The 18,375-nt window shown below is 70.0% G+C and carries 15 protein-coding genes; 8 read left to right on the plus strand and 7 right to left on the minus strand.

What is annotated here, in order from left to right:
- The first annotated feature begins 110 nt into the window (after positions 1-110).
- From uvrB to aroQ, 7 genes are all read left to right on the plus strand, one after another.
- Positions 111-2,243, plus strand: a complete 2,133-nt coding sequence (gene uvrB, locus ACFYZ8_RS27865) for an excinuclease ABC subunit UvrB (protein WP_359029594.1) — start codon at positions 111-113, stop codon at positions 2,241-2,243.
- 133 nt (positions 2,244-2,376) lie between these two features.
- On the plus strand, positions 2,377-2,955 hold the full coding sequence (locus tag ACFYZ8_RS27870; protein ID WP_359029595.1) for a TerD family protein: 579 nt from the start codon (positions 2,377-2,379) through the stop codon (positions 2,953-2,955).
- Between the two features lie 52 nt (positions 2,956-3,007).
- The gene (locus ACFYZ8_RS27875; protein ID WP_388537820.1) at positions 3,008-5,101 is read left to right on the plus strand and encodes a TerD family protein; all 2,094 of its coding nucleotides are present in this window, start codon (positions 3,008-3,010) and stop codon (positions 5,099-5,101) included.
- Between the two features lie 227 nt (positions 5,102-5,328).
- The gene (locus ACFYZ8_RS27880) at positions 5,329-6,330 is read left to right on the plus strand and encodes a TerC family protein (RefSeq protein ID WP_359029597.1); all 1,002 of its coding nucleotides are present in this window, start codon (positions 5,329-5,331) and stop codon (positions 6,328-6,330) included.
- A gap of 130 nt (positions 6,331-6,460) precedes the next feature.
- Positions 6,461-6,763: a hypothetical protein gene (locus ACFYZ8_RS27885; protein ID WP_359029598.1), complete on the plus strand. Its 303-nt coding sequence runs from the start codon at positions 6,461-6,463 to the stop codon at positions 6,761-6,763.
- Positions 6,764-6,801: 38 nt separating this feature from the next.
- Positions 6,802-7,902, plus strand: coding sequence for a calcium:proton antiporter (locus ACFYZ8_RS27890; RefSeq protein ID WP_388537823.1), 1,101 nt, complete (start codon positions 6,802-6,804; stop codon positions 7,900-7,902).
- Positions 7,903-8,007: 105 nt separating this feature from the next.
- Positions 8,008-8,481 carry a type II 3-dehydroquinate dehydratase gene (aroQ, locus tag ACFYZ8_RS27895; protein WP_359029600.1) on the plus strand — a complete coding sequence of 158 codons (474 nt, stop codon included), beginning with the start codon at positions 8,008-8,010 and terminating at the stop codon, positions 8,479-8,481.
- A gap of 104 nt (positions 8,482-8,585) precedes the next feature.
- Here the strand turns inward: aroQ and ACFYZ8_RS27900 are convergent, their stop codons facing one another.
- The 5 genes from ACFYZ8_RS27900 to ACFYZ8_RS27920 form a co-directional block, all read right to left on the minus strand.
- Entirely contained in the window at positions 8,586-9,344 is a 759-nt protein-coding gene (locus ACFYZ8_RS27900; protein WP_388537825.1) for an amino acid ABC transporter ATP-binding protein, read from the minus strand.
- On the minus strand, positions 9,341-10,231 hold the full coding sequence (locus ACFYZ8_RS27905; protein WP_388537827.1) for an amino acid ABC transporter permease: 891 nt from the start codon (positions 10,229-10,231) through the stop codon (positions 9,341-9,343). Before ACFYZ8_RS27905 ends, ACFYZ8_RS27900 begins: the two co-directional genes overlap by 4 nt.
- Positions 10,228-11,112, minus strand: a complete 885-nt coding sequence (locus ACFYZ8_RS27910) for an ABC transporter substrate-binding protein (protein ID WP_388537829.1) — start codon at positions 11,110-11,112, stop codon at positions 10,228-10,230. Before ACFYZ8_RS27910 ends, ACFYZ8_RS27905 begins: the two co-directional genes overlap by 4 nt.
- 376 nt (positions 11,113-11,488) lie before the next feature.
- Positions 11,489-12,139 (minus strand): MBL fold metallo-hydrolase, encoded by a 651-nt coding sequence (locus tag ACFYZ8_RS27915; protein WP_359029604.1) that lies wholly within the window; start codon positions 12,137-12,139, stop codon positions 11,489-11,491.
- 9 nt (positions 12,140-12,148) lie between these two features.
- Positions 12,149-12,835 (minus strand): maleylpyruvate isomerase family mycothiol-dependent enzyme, encoded by a 687-nt coding sequence (locus ACFYZ8_RS27920; RefSeq protein WP_388537831.1) that lies wholly within the window; start codon positions 12,833-12,835, stop codon positions 12,149-12,151.
- Between the two features lie 223 nt (positions 12,836-13,058).
- On the opposite strand from ACFYZ8_RS27920, the gene uvrA reads away from it, so the two are divergent.
- Positions 13,059-16,097, plus strand: a complete 3,039-nt coding sequence (uvrA, locus tag ACFYZ8_RS27925; protein WP_388537832.1) for an excinuclease ABC subunit UvrA — start codon at positions 13,059-13,061, stop codon at positions 16,095-16,097.
- 68 nt (positions 16,098-16,165) lie between these two features.
- On the opposite strand, the gene ACFYZ8_RS27930 is transcribed toward uvrA, so the two are convergent.
- Positions 16,166-17,077, minus strand: coding sequence for a carbohydrate kinase (locus tag ACFYZ8_RS27930; protein WP_359029607.1), 912 nt, complete (start codon positions 17,075-17,077; stop codon positions 16,166-16,168).
- 92 nt (positions 17,078-17,169) lie between these two features.
- Positions 17,170-18,357: a LacI family DNA-binding transcriptional regulator gene (locus ACFYZ8_RS27935; RefSeq protein ID WP_388537833.1), complete on the minus strand. Its 1,188-nt coding sequence runs from the start codon at positions 18,355-18,357 to the stop codon at positions 17,170-17,172.
- Positions 18,358-18,375 lie beyond the last annotated feature (18 nt).

The following is an 18,375-nucleotide window of genomic DNA, read 5'->3' on the forward strand; positions in this document are numbered from 1 at the left end:
CCGCTGAGATCCGCGAGCTCCGCCTGGCCCCGCCGCCGATCCCCGTCGGTGCCCGGGACGAAACCCCTGATCGGGCCGCGTTGTCAGTGGGGAGTCGTACGGTGGACTCCATGCGGCCCGTTTCTCACATCGAACGTACGGTGGCGCCTTTCGAGGTCGTCAGCTCCTACCAGCCCAGCGGCGACCAGCCGGCGGCCATCGCCGACCTGGCCAAGCGCATCGAGGCAGGTGAGAAGGACGTCGTCCTGCTCGGCGCGACCGGCACCGGAAAGTCGGCCACCACGGCGTGGATGATCGAGAAGCTCCAGCGCCCCACCCTCGTGATGGCCCCGAACAAGACGCTGGCCGCCCAGCTGGCGAACGAGTTCCGCGAGCTGCTGCCGAACAACGCGGTCGAGTACTTCGTCTCGTACTACGACTACTACCAGCCCGAGGCCTACGTCCCGCAGTCGGACACCTACATCGAGAAGGACTCCTCGATCAACGAGGAGGTCGAGCGCCTGCGCCACTCCGCGACCAACTCGCTGCTCACCCGCCGCGACGTCGTCGTGGTCGCCTCCGTCTCCTGCATCTACGGCCTCGGCACCCCCCAGGAGTACGTGGACCGCATGGTCCCCCTCAAGGTCGGTGAGGAGATCGACCGCGACCAGCTGCTGCGCCGCTTCGTGGACATCCAGTACACGCGCAACGACCTTGCCTTCAGCCGCGGCACCTTCCGGGTGCGCGGCGACACCATCGAGATCTTCCCGGTCTACGAGGAGCTCGCCGTCCGCATCGAGATGTTCGGCGACGAGATCGAGGCCCTCTCGACGCTCCACCCGCTCACCGGCGAGATCATCAGCGACGACGAGCAGCTGTACGTCTTCCCGGCCTCCCACTACGTCGCGGGCCCCGAGCGCTTGGAGCGGGCCGTCAACGACATCGAGAAGGAGCTGACGGAGCGCCTGGCCGAGCTGGAGAAGCAGGGCAAGCTCCTGGAGGCCCAGCGCCTGCGGATGCGCACCACCTACGACCTGGAGATGCTCCGCCAGATCGGCTCCTGCTCCGGCGTGGAGAACTACTCGATGCACTTCGACGGCCGCCTGCCCGGCTCCCCGCCGAACACCCTGCTGGACTACTTCCCGGACGACTTCCTGCTCGTCATCGACGAGTCGCACGTGACCGTGCCCCAGATCGGCGCCATGTACGAGGGCGACGCCTCCCGCAAGCGCACCCTCGTCGACCACGGCTTCCGGCTCCCGTCGGCCCTGGACAACCGGCCCCTGAAGTGGGAGGAGTTCACGGAGCGCATCGGCCAGACCGTCTACCTGTCGGCGACACCCGGCAAGTACGAGCTCTCGCGCGGGGACGGTGTCGTCGAGCAGATCATCCGCCCCACCGGCCTGGTCGACCCCGAGGTCGTCGTCAAGCCCACCGAGGGCCAGATCGACGACCTGGTGCACGAGATCCGCACCCGCACCGAGAAGGACGAGCGCGTCCTGGTCACCACTCTCACCAAGAAGATGGCCGAGGACCTCACCGACTACTTCCTGGAGCTCGGCATCCAGGTCCGCTATCTGCACAGCGACGTCGACACCCTGCGCCGTGTGGAGTTGCTGCGCGAGCTGCGCTCCGGCGAGTACGACGTCCTCGTCGGCATCAACCTCCTGCGGGAGGGCCTGGACCTGCCCGAGGTGTCCCTGGTGGCCATCCTCGACGCCGACAAGGAGGGCTTCCTGCGCTCCGGCACTTCCCTGATCCAGACCATCGGCCGCGCCGCGCGCAATGTCTCCGGCCAGGTCCACATGTACGCCGACAAGATCACCCCGGCGATGGAGAAGGCCATCGAGGAGACCAACCGCCGCCGGGAGAAGCAGGTCGCGTACAACAAGGAGCGGGGCATCGACCCCCAGCCGCTGCGCAAGAAGATCAACGACATCGTCGCGCAGATCGCGCGCGAGGACGTGGACACCGAGCAGTTGCTCGGCTCCGGCTACCGCCAGGGCAAGGACGGCAAGGCGGCCAAGGCGCCCGTGCCCGCCCTCGGCAAGGCGGCCGGCACCAAGGCCGCCAGGGGCAAGGCCAAGGAGACCGTCCCGACCGACCGTCCGGCGGCCGAACTCGCCGGGCAGATCGAGGAGATGACGGCACGTATGCGTGCCGCCGCCGCGGACCTCCAGTTCGAGATCGCGGCCCGGCTGCGTGACGAGGTCTCCGAGATGAAGAAGGAGCTCAGGCAGATGAAGGAGGCGGGCCTGGCCTGACCGCATCGCGCTGTGTTGCAAGACCGACACAAAGTGCGCTTCGGGGTGCGTCACCGTCAGCGGCCCTGCGTAGGGTTCGGGACAACCGCGGGGGCCGCGGCAACAGGGGACAGCAGCGAGAGGGGTTCGGCGCGTGACCGTCAACATGACCAAGGGTCAGGCCATCAGTCTGCAGAAGAACGACGGAGGCAGCCTGACCGCGGTGCGCATGGGCCTCGGCTGGCAGGCGGCTCCCCGGCGCGGCCTGTTCGGCTCGCGCACGCGGGAGGTCGACCTCGACGCCTCCGCCGTCCTGTTCGCGGACAAGCAGCCCGTCGACGTGGTCTTCTTCCGCCACCTGGTGAGCGACGACGGCTCGGTCAAGCACACTGGTGACAACCTCGTCGGCGGCGTCGGCCAGGGCGGGGACGACGAGTCGATCCTCGTCGACCTGTCCCGCGTCCCCGTCCACATCGACCAGATCGTCTTCACGGTGAACTCCTTCACGGGCCAGACCTTCCAGGAAGTGCAGAACGCCTTCTGCCGTCTGGTCGACGAGACCAACGGCCAGGAACTCGCCCGCTACACGCTCGCCGGCGGCGGTGCCTACACCGCCCAGATCATGGCGAAGGTGCACCGCACGGGCCCCGGCTGGACCATGACGGCCCTCGGCACCCCGGCCAACGGCCGCACCTTCCAGGACCTGATGCCGGCGATCCTGCCGCACCTGTAACCGGCCCGCCGAGCGGCCCGCGACCGACACCACGACACAGGGGGAGAAGGCGATGGCGGTCGAGTTGGTGCGGGGGCAGAACCACCCGCTCTCCCAGGCCCGACTCGAGATCCGGATCGCGGCCGGCACGCCGGTCGTGGCCGGTGCCACGCTCGGCGACGAGCACGGCCGGGTGCACGGAGTCGAGTGGGTCGTCCACCCGGGCGCGCCCACCCTGCCGGGTCTGGAGGTCTCCCGGCAGGCGGCCGCCGACCACCGCCTCGCGATCGATCTCGGCGCCGTCCCGGAGGCCGTCCACCGGGTCCATGTGCTGCTCGCGCTGCCCGCGGCGGGCGGCCCCGTGCGGTTCGGCGCCGCCGCAGCCCCCTCCGTCGCGGTGACGGGCCTGGACGGCGCCGAGCTCGCCGGTTACACCATCACCGGCCTGGACGCCGAGACCGCGGTCGTCGCGCTGGAGCTCTACCGCCGCCAGGGCGCCTGGAAGGTCCGCGCTGTGGGACAGGGCTATGCGGGCGGCCTCGCCGAACTCCTCACCGACCAGGGTCTTCCCCAGGCCCGGCAGCTCGCCCACGAGATCCACGAGGCGGTGGCCCGGGGCTCGGCCCGCGCGGTGCCGATGCCGCCACCGCTCGCGGCGGACGCCGACCGCCCCCGGCAGACGGCCACGCCGGCACCGGGCCCGGGCCCGGACCAGGGATCGTCCGCGGCCCAGGGCGCCCCCGGCGCCGTACCGCCGCAGCCCTTGTCGCCGTACGGCACACAGCCCGCGACCCCGCAGCCGCCGACACCCCCGAGCGGTCCGGTCCCCGGCACCCCACAGCCCACCTCCCCCTACGGCGTCCAGGGCGCTCCGGCGGCAGGCGCGGCGCAGTCCGGGCACACCCCGGGGCCCGCGGACTCCACCGCCCAGCCGCCCACGCTCGGCGGCCCGATCGACTACAGCCACCCCCGACGGCAGGACACCGCCCCGCCACCACCCCCGCCCACCGCGCCTCCCGCCCAGCCGGGACAGCCCGCGCCACCGGTCGCCGGGGACGCCACCGGATGGTCCATGGAGGAGCGGCTCTACAACCAGGTGTGGGGCATGTTCGAGGATCTGGCCCGGTCCACGGCCGCGTATCGCAGCGCCGTCGACTTCGCCGAGTCCCGCATGGAGAAGGAGCTGGACGCGGCTCTCGCCGACCCGCGCGACCGGATCGGCGGACAGGGCGACGCCGCGCGTGAGGCCGCCCGCACCAAGCACGCCCAGCTCGTCGAACAGGCCCGGACGGTCTACGACCGGGACCTCGGCCGGCTCACCGCCGAGTCCGAGGTGGTCGAACCCGCCCTGCCGCTCGCGTACGCCCGCTGGGACAGCCCCGTCTGGCACGGCTACCGAGTGCCGTTCGAGGTGCCCATGGCAGTACGCCTGGGCGATCTGCATCTGCCCGAGTGCGCCGAGCTGCGCATCCCGATGCTGATCCGGCTGCCGCTGGAGCGCGGCCTGTGGATCGACAGCGGAGCCGCCGGGTCCCTCGACGCCTCGTTCCTCGACTCCCACGAACTGCACCGCCTCGCCATGGACACAGCCGTGGCGCTCGCGGCCCGGCTCCTCGCCGTCCACCCCGCGGGGGACTACACCCTGCACGTCATCGACCCGGCCGGTTCGGGGGCGCAGGCGCTCACCCCGCTGGTGTGGGCCGGAGCGCTCGCCGCCCCGCCCGCCGTCGGTGCCGCGGGTGTGGCGGACGTGCTGGGCCGCCTCACGCAGCGCGTCGACCTCGTGCAGATGGCGGTGCGCGCCGGCGTGGCCGACTCCTTGCCGCCCGGCGTCGACGCCTCCGAGCACCTGCTGATCGTCAACGACTTCCCGCACGGCTTCGACGACCGGGCCGTGACCCAGCTGCGCTATCTCGCGGACGAGGGACCGTCCGTCGGCGTGCACCTGATGATGGTCGCGGACCGTGAGGAGGCCTCCGCCTACGGGCCCCTCCTCGACCCCCTGTGGCGCTCGCTGATGCGGCTCACTCCGGTGCCCGACGACCACCTCGCCGATCCATGGGTCGGACATGCCTGGACGTACGAGCCCGCCCTCGTCCCGCCCGGCAGCCAGGTGCTCCAGCAGGTCCTGGCTCAGGTCGCGGAGGCTCGTACCAAGTATACGTAAAGCCGTTCTGATCAGGGATTTTGACCTTTCTTTTGCCAATCGCTTTACCTTGCCTTGGTGATTGGGGTACCGTTGTTGGCACGGAGGGGAGTACTCCCTGTCGACTGCGGCGTACCCGTCAATACGGATCAGGCCTGATCCCGGGGCGTCGGCCCACCGTGGGTGGAAGAGACCTCCGGCAGCGCGACGACGCTGGTTACTTGCCGTTACGTATTGCCGGAGGAACTGTGGATGTTTCCCTGACCCTGTGGGTCCTCACGATCGTGGGCCTCGCCGCCCTCATCGCGGTCGACTTCTTCATCGGCCGCAAGCCGCACGACGTGTCCATCAAGGAAGCGGGTATCTGGACGGTCGTCTGGATCGCCCTGGCCGGCCTTTTCGGCCTCGGCCTGATGATCTTCGGCGGCGGTGCGCCCGCCGGTGAGTTCTTCGCGGGCTTCATCACCGAGAAGTCGCTCAGTGTGGACAACCTCTTCGTCTTCGTCCTGATCATGGCGAAGTTCGCGGTGCCGTCGCAGTACCAGCAGCGGGTGCTGCTCGTCGGTGTCCTGATAGCCCTGGTGCTGCGCGCGATCTTCATCGCCGCAGGAGCCGCGATCATCGCCAGCTTCGCCTGGGTGTTCTACATCTTCGGCGCCTTCCTCATCTGGACCGCCTGGAAGCTCATCCAGGAGGCCCGCGCGGACGAGGAGGACGAGGAGTTCGAGGAGAACAAGCTGCTCAAGGCCGCCGAGCGCAGGTTCGGTGTGGCCGACCGCTACCACGGCACCAAGCTGTGGATCGTGGAGAACGGCAAGCGGGTCATGACCCCGATGCTCGTCGTGATGCTCGCGATCGGCTCCACCGACGTGCTCTTCGCGCTCGACTCGATCCCCGCGATCTTCGGCCTGACCCAGGACCCGTACATCGTCTTCACGGCCAACGCCTTCGCCCTGATGGGGCTGCGGCAGCTGTACTTCCTCATCGGCGGTCTGCTGAAGAAGCTGGTCCACCTCAGCTACGGCCTGTCGATCATCCTGGGCTTCATCGGCGTCAAGCTGGTGCTGCACGCCCTGCATGAGTCCGGGGTCCATGTCCCCGAGATCAGCATTCCGGTCTCGCTCGGCGTGATCTGCTCGGTCCTGATCGTCACCACGATCACCAGCCTGATGGCCTCCAGGAAGCAGGCGGCGGCCGGGGCGGCGCAGGCGGAGAGCGAAGGCGCTCCGAAGGACAGCATCGAGGCCTGACCACGGCCGACGTAGGAAGAACCACCACCGGGAGCGGTGCGCGGCGAATTGCCGGGTACCGCTCCCGGTGCTTGTTTGGTTCCAGTGCGCGTACCCCGGCCCGGGGGCGCCGTGGCCGGCTGGAGACACCGTGAAGTTCGTGCAGATCATCGGCTTCGAGACCGAGCGCCTGGAAGAGATGCAGCAGGTGCTGCGGGAGGCGGCGCAGCGCAACGAGGGCAGGACGGGCGGCCCGACCCACAGCATGCTGCTGAAGGACCGTGACAAGCCGAACCGCTATCTGGCGCTGATCGAGTTCGACTCGTACGACGAGGCCATGCGCAACAGCGACGACCCCGAGACGAGCAAACTCGCGGAGCAGCTGGGCGCGCTGAGCATCGGCGAGCGCGTCTACACCAACTGCGACGTCCTGGAGTCACGCGAGCTGAAGTAGCCCTGGCGCCGTACGTACGCCTCTGCGACGATCGCTGCATGATCGCTCCGCTCAGGTCGTTCACCACGAGCTGGACGTCCGTCGTGCCGGTGCTCGCGGTCGTCCTGCTGGTGTTCACCTGGGGCCGCGAGCTGCCCGGGGCGGTCGTCGTCCTCGTGACCCTGGTCCTCGCGGGAGCCGTCCTCGCCGCCGTGCACCACGCCGAGGTGGTCGCCCACCGGGTCGGTGAACCGTTCGGCTCACTCGTCCTCGCAGTCGCCGTGACGATCATCGAGGTGGCTCTGATCGTCACCCTGATGGCGGACGGCGGCGACAAGAGCGCGACCCTGGCCAGGGACACGGTCTTCGCGGCCGTGATGATCACCTGCAACGGCATCGTCGGCATCAGCCTGCTGGTGGCCTCCCTGCGCCACGGCACCGCCGTCTTCAACCCCGAGGGCACCGGCGCCGCCCTCGCCACGGTCGCCACCCTGGCCACGCTGAGCCTGGTGCTGCCGACGTTCACGACGAGCAAGCCGGGTCCGGAGTTCTCCCCCACCCAGCTGACGTTCGCGGCGGTGTCCTCGCTGGCTCTGTACGGCCTGTTCGTGGCGACCCAGACCGTACGGCACCGCGACTACTTCCTCCCGATCACCCGCCAGGGCGAGGTGATCACCTCCGACGACCACGCCGACATCCCCACCGCCCGCGCCGCACTGGTCAGTCTGAGCCTGCTCGGCCTGGCCCTGATCGGCGTGGTCGGCCTGGCCAAGGGCGTCTCACCGACCATCGAGTCCGGGGTGGCCAGGGCAGGGCTTCCGCACGCCGTCGTCGGCGTGATCATCGCCCTGCTGGTGCTGCTCCCCGAGACCATCGCCGCCCTGCGCTCCGCGCGCCGCGACCGCGTCCAGACCAGCCTCAACCTGGCCCTCGGCTCGGCCATGGCCAGCATCGGACTGACCATCCCCGCGGTCGCCCTGGCCTCCGTCTGGCTCTCCGGCCCGCTCGTCCTCGGCCTCGGCTCCACCCACATGGTGCTGCTGGCCCTGACGGTGGTGGTCAGCTCCCTGACGGTGGTTCCCGGCCGGGCCACACCCCTCCAGGGCGGCGTCCACCTGGTGGTGTTCGCGGCCTACCTGGAGCTGGCGATCAACCCGTGACGGGCCGGAAAGCGGCCGACGTCATGGAGGGTACGGGCCGCCCCGCGCGCGGTGCACCGTGATAAACCGGGTCCGAGCAGCCCGTCTTCACCGACCGGAGGAACCGTGTCCCGCACCCTGGCCGACGCCCCGATCATGGTCCTCAACGGCCCCAACCTCAACCTGCTGGGTCAGCGGCAGCCGGAGATCTACGGCAAGGACACCCTCGCCGACGTCGAGGCCCTGTGTGCCAAGGCGGCGGCCGCGCACGGCGGCACGGTGGACTTCCGGCAGTCCAACCACGAGGGCGAACTGGTCGACTGGATCCACGAGGCGAGGCTCAACCACTGCGGGATCGTCATCAACCCCGGTGCCTACTCGCACACCTCGGTCGCCATTCTGGACGCGCTCAACACCTGCGACGGGCTGCCGGTGCTGGAGGTGCACATCTCCAACATCCACCAGCGCGAGTCCTTCCGGCACCACTCCTACGTCTCGCTGCGCGCGGACGGGGTCATCGCGGGCTGCGGTGTGCAGGGGTACGTGTTCGGCGTGGAGCGGGTCGCGGCGCTGGCGGGACCGGCCCGGGCCGAGGCATAGAGCTGTAAGGGTCGCTCGCAATGGCGGGCGCCCCTTACAACGCACCTCTTACAACGCACGTCTTACAACGCACGTCTTACAACGCACGTCTTACAACGCACGTCTTACAACCGCCCCGCCTCCACGATCCGCTTCAGGAACCGCTGCGTACGCTCCTGCCGCGGATCGCCGAAGATCTGCTCGGCGGTGCCGCGCTCAAGGACCACACCTCCGTCCAGAAAACAAACCTGGTCGGCGACCTCCCGCGCGAAGCCCATCTCGTGCGTGGCGAGCACCATGGTCATGCCGTCGCCCTTCAGGTCGCGGACGACGTTCAGGACCTCGCCCACCAGCTCCGGGTCGAGGGCCGCGGTGATCTCGTCGAGCAGCAGGAGACGGGGACGTACGGCGAGGGCCCGCACGATCGCCACCCGCTGCTGCTGACCGCCGCTCAGCCGGTCCGGGTACTCGCCCGCCTTGCCACCCAGCCCGAGCCGCTCCAGCAGCTCACGGGCGTGCTCCTCGGCCTCCGCGCGGGCCGCTCCGTGCACCCGGCGCGCGGCCAGCGTGATGTTCTCCAGCACCGTCATGTGCGGAAAGAGGTTGTACGCCTGGAAGACCACGCCGATACGGCGCCGTACCGCGTCCTGGTCGACGCGCGGATCGGTGATCTCCTCGCCGTCCAGCCAGATGGCGCCGTCGTCGATCTCCTCCAGGAGGTTGGCGCAGCGCAGCAGCGTCGACTTGCCGGAGCCGGAGGCGCCGATCAGCGCGGTCACCGTGTGCGGGGCGACCTCCAGGTCGACGTCCCGCAGCACGACCGAGCCGCCGAAGGTCTTGCGGACGGACTCCATCCGCAAGACCGGCGCGTCTGCCTCGCTCATGTGGTACCTCCCTGGGCCCGCTGACGGTCCATCCGTGCCGTCACCCAGTCCGTGAAGCGCGTCATGGGGATGGTCAGCGCCACGAACACCAGGCCCGCGACGATGTACGGCGTGTAGTTGAGGCTGCGTCCGACGATGATGTCCGCCGCGCGTACGGCGTCGATCGCGCCGCCGATGGACACCAGACCGGTGTCCTTCTGGAGGGACACCAGGTCGTTCAGCAGCGGCGGCACCTGGCGGCGCACCGCCTGCGGCAGCACCACGTACCGCAGCGCCTGCCGGTTGGAGAGCCCGAGCGAACGGGCCGCGGCGCGCTGTGAGGGGTGCACGGACTCGATGCCGGCGCGGAACACCTCGGCCACGTACGCCGAATACGTGAGCGTCAGAGCCGTGCCGCCCAGCCACACCGGGTCGACCGTCACGCCCTGGAGCCGCAGCGCCGGCACGCCCAGGACGACGATCATGAGGTTGATGATGAGCGGCAGGCCGCGGAAGAAGTCCGTGTAGGCGGCGGCGAGGAAGCGCAGCGGGAAGAACACCGGGCCGCGCAGCGTGCGGGCGATGGCGATCAGCATGCCGAGCACCAGTACGGCGGCCCCGCAGATCAGCAGCAGCCGGACGTTCAGCCACAGCCCTTCGAGGACCCTCGGGAACGCCTCGCGCGCGTACTGCCCGTTGAAGAACGTCTCCTTGGTGCGCGGCCAGCCGGGCGCGTTGACGACGACCAGGTAGAGGACGAGGGCGGTGACCAGGGTCGAGACCGCGGCGATGGCCGTCGCGCGGCGGGCGCGGGCGCGCTTGAGACGCTCCCGCTCGATCCGCCGCTGCGACGGCGTGTAGGAGTCGCCGATGTCTTCCTGGCCGGCCTCGTCCTTCGTGAGCGTCACTTGAGCACCGGGGCGTCGACGGCGTCCGACAGCCACGTCTGCTCCAGCTTGGCGAGCGTGCCGTCCTTGCGCAGGGCGTCCACGGCGCCGGTCACGCAGGAGGTGAGCGCACTGCCCTTGTCGAGCACGAGCCCGAACTGCTCGGGAGTGCCGCCCTGGTTCTCGAACTGCCCCACGATCGTGCCGTCCGTGACCTCGGCCGCGGTGATGTAGAAGGCGGTGGGCAGGTCGACGACGATGGCGTCCACCTGCCTGTTCTCCAGCGCGGACTTGGCCTGGTCGTTCTTCGCGTACGCGGCGGCCTCCCGCGTCGGCTTCACCACGTCCTGGATGTAGTTCAGGCTGGTCGTGCCGACCTGGGCGCCCAGCTTGAGTCCCTTGAGGTCCGCGATGCTCGTCGCCTTGGCGGCCTTGGTGCCCTTGAGCGCGACGACGGCCTGGCGCACGTCGTAGTAGCCGGACGAGAAGTCCACGGCCTTCTTGCGCTCGGCGCTGATCGACACCTGGTTGATGTCGAAGTCGAAGGTCTTCTCCCCGGGCGCGAAGGCCTTGTTGAAGGGCACGCTCTGCCAGACGACGGCGCTCTTGTCGTAGCCGAGCTGCTTCGCCACGGCGTACGCGACCGCCGACTCGAAGCCCTTGCCGTTCGCGGGCTTGTCGTCCTTGAACCACGGCTCGTACGCCGGCTCGTCGGTCGCGATCGTCAGCTTGCCGGAGGCCTTGGTGGCCAACTTGCCCTGGGCGCAGCTGGTTCCGGTCGACCCCGAGGCCTTGGCGCCCGTGTCCTCGTCGGGCTGCGGAGCACAGCCGACGGCGGTGGCGAGGAGGGCTACGGTTGCCGCGGCGACGGCGCGGCGCAGGGCGCGAGGGGCAGAATGCATGGCGGGAGAGTGACAGTCCACTGTCTCGTTTGTCGAGGTCACGACGGCAAAAGTCCGCATATTGGGAACGCGTGTTGCATTCCTGTGAACAGTTTTCGGACAGCTTGCCTGGGCCGCCGGCCGAGGGCGGGGATTGGAAAGACCGGCGGCCCTTACCGCGCAGGAGCCGTCATCCTGTGCGGGGCTGCCCCCAGTTGACTGCGCAACCACCTGCGCGGGGAGCGCGTGTGTGACACCGGCGCGTGTGAAGAGTTCACACGGGGCGCGCGCAAAGGGGCATGCGCGGGGCGCATGCCCCGAAGTTCATTGGCCCGGATACACCCAGGTCTCGTCGGCCTCGCGAACGATGGACCACCAGGGCGGCGATGCCGCCGACCTACCAGCCCCGCTTGTGCCACTCCCCGAGGTGAGGCCGCTCGGCACCGAGCGTGGTGTCGTTGCCGTGGCCTGGGTAGATCCAGGTCTCGTCCGGGAGTACGAAGACCTTCGCCTCCAGGCCCGACATCAACGACTCGAAGTCAGCGGGACGTGTTGTCCGCCCAGGCCCTCCCGGGAACAGGCAGTCCCCGGTGAACACATGGGGATGCCCGTGCGGGTCGTCGTAGACGAGGGCGATCGAGCCCGGCGTGTGGCCGACCAGGTGGCGCGCGGTCAGCTCGACCTGACCCACGCGGATGACGTCGCCGTCGTCGACCAGGACGTCGGTGGGGACGGGGATGCCGTCGGCGTCGTCCCGGCCGGCGTACGTACGCGCGTGCGTGGCCGCGACGACCGCTTCGAGTGCCTGCCAGTGGTCGCCGTGCTGATGCGTGGTGACGACCGACGCGATGCCGTCGTCACCGATCATGCCCAGCAGGGTCTCCGCCTCGTTGGCGGCGTCGATCAGCAGTTGCTCGTCGGTGGCCCGGCAGCGCAGCAGATAGGCGTTGTTCTCCATCGGGCCGACCGCGATCTTGGTGATCATCAGGTCCTTGAGCTCGTGCACGTCGGCGGGGCCGCCGACGGTCACCTGTCCGCTGTACGTCATGACGGCAGCCTATAGCGGGGGCAGCGGGGGGAGGGGGCCGCCGTGGACCGTCAGCGCCGAGCCGTCGCGGCGGCCGGCGAGCCAGCCGAGGAGGTCGGCCTGGGGACCGGTGACCACGAGCGCGGGCTCTCCGTCGGCGCCCGTCGGGAGCCGGCGGCCGTCGTCCTCCTCGACGAGCAGCGCGGGTACGTCGGGATGGCCCCGGAACCGCTCCGTCAGGAAGTTGATCTCGCGCTGCGTGAACTCCTCCGAGAGGTCCTCCAGCTCGTACCCGATGCCGAGATCCACATGGTGCAGCTCCACCTCGACCCACCGCCGGAACGGGATCCGGGAGGCCGAGTCGGTGACTCCGTTGCGCAGCTCGACCGTGCGCGACCAGTCGGCCGGTGCGGCCCCGGCCTCCTGGAAGCGGGCGGCGCTCTCGCGAAGGTCGGTCAGCTGGACGTCGAGGGAGCGCGGGGCGTCCCGCTCGATGTCGGCGTCGCGCGCTTCCGCGGACGCGTACATGGGCAGGCCCCGCAGAACGTTCACGAGGGCGTCGGCGTTGCGGGCGAGATGCGCGAGGACATGACCGCGGCTCCAGCCCGGCAGCCGTGACGACTCCGTCACGGCCGCGTTGTCCATCTTGGCGGCTGCGGTCAGCAGCCGCTCGGTCGCACCACGTACAGACTCCAGGTCATGAGCGTGATCAATCATGCTGCTGACCCTAGCCCCGCCACACCTTTGGGTGAAGGTGGTGAAGCAGTGCCGTAAATCGAAAGCACGTGCTATATGGTCGGGTGCGGCGTCGGGCATGCTGGAAGGCCGGGGATTGTTATGCATCCGGGAATCCGACCGGCGTTGTCAGTGGCTCCCCCTAGTCTGAGAAAGCACGGGGGCCCCGCCCCTGTCACTTCTCTCAAGAAAGGTGCGGACCGGCGTGGCCGACCGTCTCATCGTCCGTGGCGCGCGCGAGCACAACCTGAAGAACGTCTCGCTCGACCTGCCTCGCGACTCGCTCATCGTCTTCACGGGCCTGTCCGGGTCGGGCAAGTCCTCCCTGGCCTTCGACACCATCTTCGCCGAGGGCCAGCGGCGCTACGTGGAGTCGCTCTCCTCGTACGCCCGCCAGTTCCTCGGCCAGATGGACAAGCCCGACGTCGACTTCATCGAGGGCCTCTCGCCCGCGGTCTCCATCGACCAGAAGTCGACCTCGCGCAACCCGCGCTCCACGGTCGGCACCATCACCGAGGTCTACGACTACCTGCGTCTGCTCTTCGCGCGCATCGGCAAGCCGCACTGCCCCGAGTGCGGCCGGCCGATCTCGCGCCAGTCGCCGCAGGCCATCGTCGACCGGGTCCTGGAGCTGCCGGAGGGGAGCCGCTTCCAGGTGCTCTCGCCGCTGGTGCGCGAGCGCAAGGGAGAGTTCGTCGACCTCTTCGCGGACCTCCAGACCAAGGGGTACAGCCGCGCGCGGGTGGACGGCGAGACCGTCCAGCTCTCCAACCCGCCCACGCTGAAGAAGCAGGAGAAGCACACCATCGAGGTGGTCGTCGACCGCCTCACGGTGAAGGACTCCGCCAAGCGCCGTCTCACCGACTCCGTGGAGACCGCCCTCGGGCTGTCCGGCGGCATGGTCGTGCTCGACTTCGTCGACCTGCCCGAGGACGACCCCGAGCGCGAGCGGATGTTCTCGGAGCACCTGTACTGCCCGTACGACGACCTGTCCTTCGAGGAGCTGGAGCCCCGCTCCTTCTCCTTCAACTCGCCCTTCGGCGCCTGCCCCGAGTGCACCGGCATCGGCACGCGCATGGAAGTCGACCCGGAGCTGATCGTCCCGGACGAGGACAAGTCCCTCGACGAGGGCGCCATCCACCCCTGGTCGCACGGGCACACCAAGGACTACTTCGGCCGTCTGATCGGCGCCCTCGCGGATGCCCTCGGGTTCCGGACCGACATCCCCTTCGCCGGACTGCCGCAGCGCGCCAAGAAGGCCCTGCTGTACGGCCACAAGACGCAGATCGAGGTCCGCTACCGCAACCGGTACGGCCGCGAGCGGGTCTACACGACCCCGTTCGAAGGGGCCGTCCCCTTCGTCAAGCGCAGGCACAGCGAGTCCGAGAGCGACGCCAGCCGTGAGCGCTTCGAGGGCTACATGCGCGAGGTGCCCTGTCCCACCTGTGAGGGCACCCGGCTGAAGCCGCTCGTCCTCGCGGTCACGGTCATGGGCAAGTCGATCGCCGAGGTCTCCGGCATGTCCATCAGCGACTGCGCGGACTTCCTGGGCGAGCTGAAGCTCAGCGCCCGCGACAAGAAGATCGCCGAGCGGGTCCTCAAGGAGGTCAACGAACGGCTGAAGTTCCTGGTCGACGTCGGCCTGGACTACCTCTCGCTGAACCGCGCGGCCGGCACCCTCTCCGGCGGCGAGGCCCAGCGCATCCGCCTGGCCACCCAGATCGGCTCCGGACTCGTCGGCGTCCTGTACGTCCTCGACGAGCCCTCCATCGGCCTGCACCAGCGTGACAACCACCGGCTGATCGAGACCCTGGTCCGGCTGCGCGACATGGGCAACACGCTCATCGTCGTCGAGCACGACGAGGACACCATCAAGGTCGCCGACTGGATCGTCGACATCGGCCCCGGTGCGGGCGAGCACGGCGGCAAGGTCGTGCACAGCGGCTCCCTGAAGGAACTGCTCGCCAACACCGAGTCGGAGACCGGCCAGTACCTGTCGGGCAAGAAGGCCATCCCGCTGCCCGACATCCGGCGCCCGCTCGACCCGTCCCGGCAGCTCACGGTGCACGGGGCCCGTGAGAACAACCTCCAGGACATCGACGTGTCCTTCCCGCTGGGTGTGTTCACCGCGGTCACCGGTGTCTCGGGCTCCGGCAAGTCGACCCTGGTCAACGACATCCTGTACACCCACCTGGCGCGCGAGCTCAACGGCGCGAGGAGTGTCCCGGGCCGGCACACGCGCGTGGACGGCGACGACCTCGTCGACAAGGTCGTGCACGTCGACCAGTCGCCCATCGGCCGCACCCCGCGATCGAACCCGGCGACGTACACCGGCGTCTTCGACCACGTCCGCAAGCTGTTCGCCGAGACCACCGAGGCGAAGGTCCGCGGCTACATGCCCGGCCGCTTCTCCTTCAACGTCAAGGGCGGCCGCTGCGAGAACTGCGCGGGCGACGGCACCATCAAGATCGAGATGAACTTCCTCCCGGACGTCTACGTCCCGTGCGAGGTCTGCCACGGCGCCCGCTACAACCGGGAGACCCTGGAGGTCCACTACAAGGGCAAGTCCATCGCCGACGTCCTGAACATGCCGATCGAGGAGGCGACGGAGTTCTTCGAGGCCGTCCCCGCGATCGCCCGCCACCTCAACACCCTCAAGGACGTCGGTCTCGGCTACGTCCGGCTCGGCCAGGCCGCGACCACCCTCTCCGGCGGTGAGGCCCAGCGTGTGAAGCTCGCCAGCGAGCTCCAGAAGCGGTCCACCGGCCGTACGGTCTACGTCCTGGACGAGCCGACCACCGGTCTGCACTTCGAGGACATCAGCAAGCTGCTGAAGGTCCTGTCCGGCCTGGTCGACAAGGGCAACACCGTCATCGTCATCGAGCACAACCTCGATGTGATCAAGACGGCCGACTGGATCGTCGACATGGGCCCCGAGGGCGGCGCCGGCGGTGGACTCGTGGTCGCCGAGGGCACCCCGGAGGAGGTGGCCGGAGTCCCGGCCAGCCACACCGGCAAGTTCCTCAGGGAGGTCCTCGGCGCCGACCGGATCAGCGACGGGACCTCGGTGAAGGCCCCGCGCAAGGCACCGGCCAGGAAGACGACCGCGGCGAAGAAGACGGTCGCCGCCGGCTCGACGGCGAAGAAGACGGCGACGGCCAGGACCACGGCGACCAAGAAGGCCGCCGAAGCCACCAAGAAGGCCACGCCCGCCAAGAAGACCACCCGGGCCCGCAAAGCCTGATCCGGAACCACTGAGCGAGCGGTGCCCCGCAGGGAACTCCCCGCGGGGCACCGCTCGTTCAGCATCCTTTACAGCTCGCCCAGCTCCGACGCGTACGGCGGCTGCGCCCCGGCTCGTGAGCAGGTGATCGCCGCCGCGCGGGCCGCGAACCGCAGCAGCCGGGTCCACTCGTCGACGCCGAGGCCGGCGAGCGCCTCCGGGGACAGCGCGCCGAGGCCGGCCAGGCCGTGCAGCAGGGCCGCGTTCACCGTGTCGCCCGCGCCGATCGTGTCCACGACGTCGACCTTCTCGCCCGGCACGGGAAGCACCCCCCCGTCCCGGGTGAACACGGTCAGCCCGTCACCGCCCTGGGTGATCACGACGGCCGAGGGGCCCGCGGCCAGCCACTCACCCGGAGTGCCGCCCAGCCACAGAGCGTCCTCCTCGGAGAGCTTGAGCAGCGACACCGACGGCAGCCAGCTCTTGAACCGGGCACGGTAGGCGTCCGCGTCGGGGATCAGCCCGGTGCGGATGTTCGGGTCGAGCGCGGTGAACACACCCTGCGCGGCCGCGGTCCGCAGCAGTTCCTCGTAGGCGCTCGCCCCTGGCTCCAGGACCAGCGAGCAGGTGCCGAAGGACACCGCGCGCGTGCCCGCGGGGAGTCCGGCGGGGGCGGCGAACAGGCGGTCGGCGGTGCCGTCGACGTAGAAGGAGTAGGCGGCCGAGCCGTTGGTGTCGATCGTGGCGACGGCGAGCGTGGTGGGTTCCGGGCCGCGCTGCACGGCGGACACGTCCACCCCCGCCGCCCGCAGGCCGTCGAGCAGGGCCTCGCCGAAGGCGTCGAGCGAGGTGCGGGAGCAGAAGGCGGTGGGGGAGCCGAGCCGGCCGAGAGCCACGGCGGTGTTGTAGGGGCCGCCGCCGAGTGCCGGTTGGAGACCCGCGAGGGCACCTGGGCCCTGCGGTACCAGGTCGATCAGGGCCTCACCGGCGACGACGATCACGAGACGGTTCCTTTCTCGAACTGCGAGGACTGCGGGGGCTGCGAGGACTGCGGGGGCTGCGAGGGGTGTGAGGGGTGCGAGGGCTGCTGGGGTTACGAAGACTGCGGGGACTGCGGGGACTGCGCCTGCGGAGCCTGCTGGGCCTGTCGGACCTGCGCCTGTGAGGCCTCTCGGACCTGCGCCTGCGGGACCGGCGGCGCCTGCGGGACCTGTGACGACCGCGGGGCCTGCGAAGGCCGTACAGAGCGCCCCGGCCCCGCCTCGGCGTCACCGCACCCGCACGACGTGCGATGGACGAACGCGCAGTCCAGGCGCACGGTCCGCGCGGGCCGGTCCGGGGCGTCGAGGCGTTCCAGGAGCACCCGGACCGCCTGGGCGCCGATTTCCCTGCTGGGCTGCGCTATCGCGGTCAGCCGGGGCGAGAACAGGTCGGCCCAGGCGAAGTCGTCGAAGCAGCACAGGGCGAGGTCGTCCGGTACCGACAGGCCGTGCTCGCGCAGGGCACGCAGGGTGCCGATGGTCATCGCGTTGTTGGCGGTGACGAGGGCGGTGGGCGGGGAGGCGAGGGAGAGCAGGGCGGCGGTGGCGCGCTCGGCTCCGGCGGACTCGGAGTCGCCGTGGACGACGAGATCGTCGTCGTAGGGGAGACCGGCGGCCGTGAGGCCCTGTCGGTATCCGGCGATCCGTTCGGCGGTGGTGCTGAACCCGGTCAGGCCGGCCACCAGCCCGATGCGCCGGTGGCCGACTCCGGCGAGGTGGGTGACCAGCTGTGCCGTGGGCTCGGTGTTCTCGGCGCAGACCTGGTCGAAGGGGGGCGGGCCGTCCCCGGGGACGGTGACCAGCCGGTCGAGGAAGACCGTCGGAACCTGGTGGCGCCCGAGGTAGGAGACGAGCTCGCGCGGATCCGCCGAGGGCGCGACGATCATGCCGTCCACCCGCCTCTCGTGCAGCAGCTGGACGACCTTGCGCTCGTGGTCGGGGTCGTCGTGCGGGTCGGCGATGAGCAGGCTGTAGCCGTGTTCCAGTGCGCCCGCCTCGACGCCCTGGAGGATCTCCGTGAAGTACGGGTTGCTGATCGCCGACACCGCGAGCCCGATGGAGCGGGTGCGGGAGGTGACCAGGGAGCGGGCCAGGGTGTTGGGGGTGTAGCCGAGTTCGTCGACGGCGTCCAGCACGGCCTGGCGGGTGTGGGGCAGGACCGGCCGGGTGTCGTTGAGGACGTGCGAGACGGTCGCCACGGACACCCCCGCGCTGCGGGCCACGTCGGCCATGGTCGGCATCGGGTTCCCCTCCCGGAA

The sequence above is a fragment of the Streptomyces sp. NPDC001668 genome, assembly GCF_042893155.1.
Classification (GTDB): domain Bacteria; phylum Actinomycetota; class Actinomycetes; order Streptomycetales; family Streptomycetaceae; genus Streptomyces.

Excerpts from the sequence above, each read along its gene's own strand:
- uvrB (WP_359029594.1), top strand. The coding sequence starts at position 111 with ATGCGGCCCGTTTCTCACATCGAACGTACGGTGGCGCCTTTCGAGGTC.
- ACFYZ8_RS27875 (WP_388537820.1), top strand. The coding sequence starts at position 3,008 with ATGGCGGTCGAGTTGGTGCGGGGGCAGAACCACCCGCTCTCCCAGGCC.
- ACFYZ8_RS27890 (WP_388537823.1), top strand. The coding sequence starts at position 6,802 with ATGATCGCTCCGCTCAGGTCGTTCACCACGAGCTGGACGTCCGTCGTG.
- ACFYZ8_RS27900 (WP_388537825.1), bottom strand. The coding sequence starts at position 9,344 with ATGAGCGAGGCAGACGCGCCGGTCTTGCGGATGGAGTCCGTCCGCAAG.
- ACFYZ8_RS27910 (WP_388537829.1), bottom strand. The coding sequence starts at position 11,112 with ATGCATTCTGCCCCTCGCGCCCTGCGCCGCGCCGTCGCCGCGGCAACC.
- ACFYZ8_RS27915 (WP_359029604.1), bottom strand. The coding sequence starts at position 12,139 with ATGACGTACAGCGGACAGGTGACCGTCGGCGGCCCCGCCGACGTGCAC.
- ACFYZ8_RS27920 (WP_388537831.1), bottom strand. The coding sequence starts at position 12,835 with ATGATTGATCACGCTCATGACCTGGAGTCTGTACGTGGTGCGACCGAG.
- ACFYZ8_RS27935 (WP_388537833.1), bottom strand. The coding sequence starts at position 18,357 with ATGCCGACCATGGCCGACGTGGCCCGCAGCGCGGGGGTGTCCGTGGCG.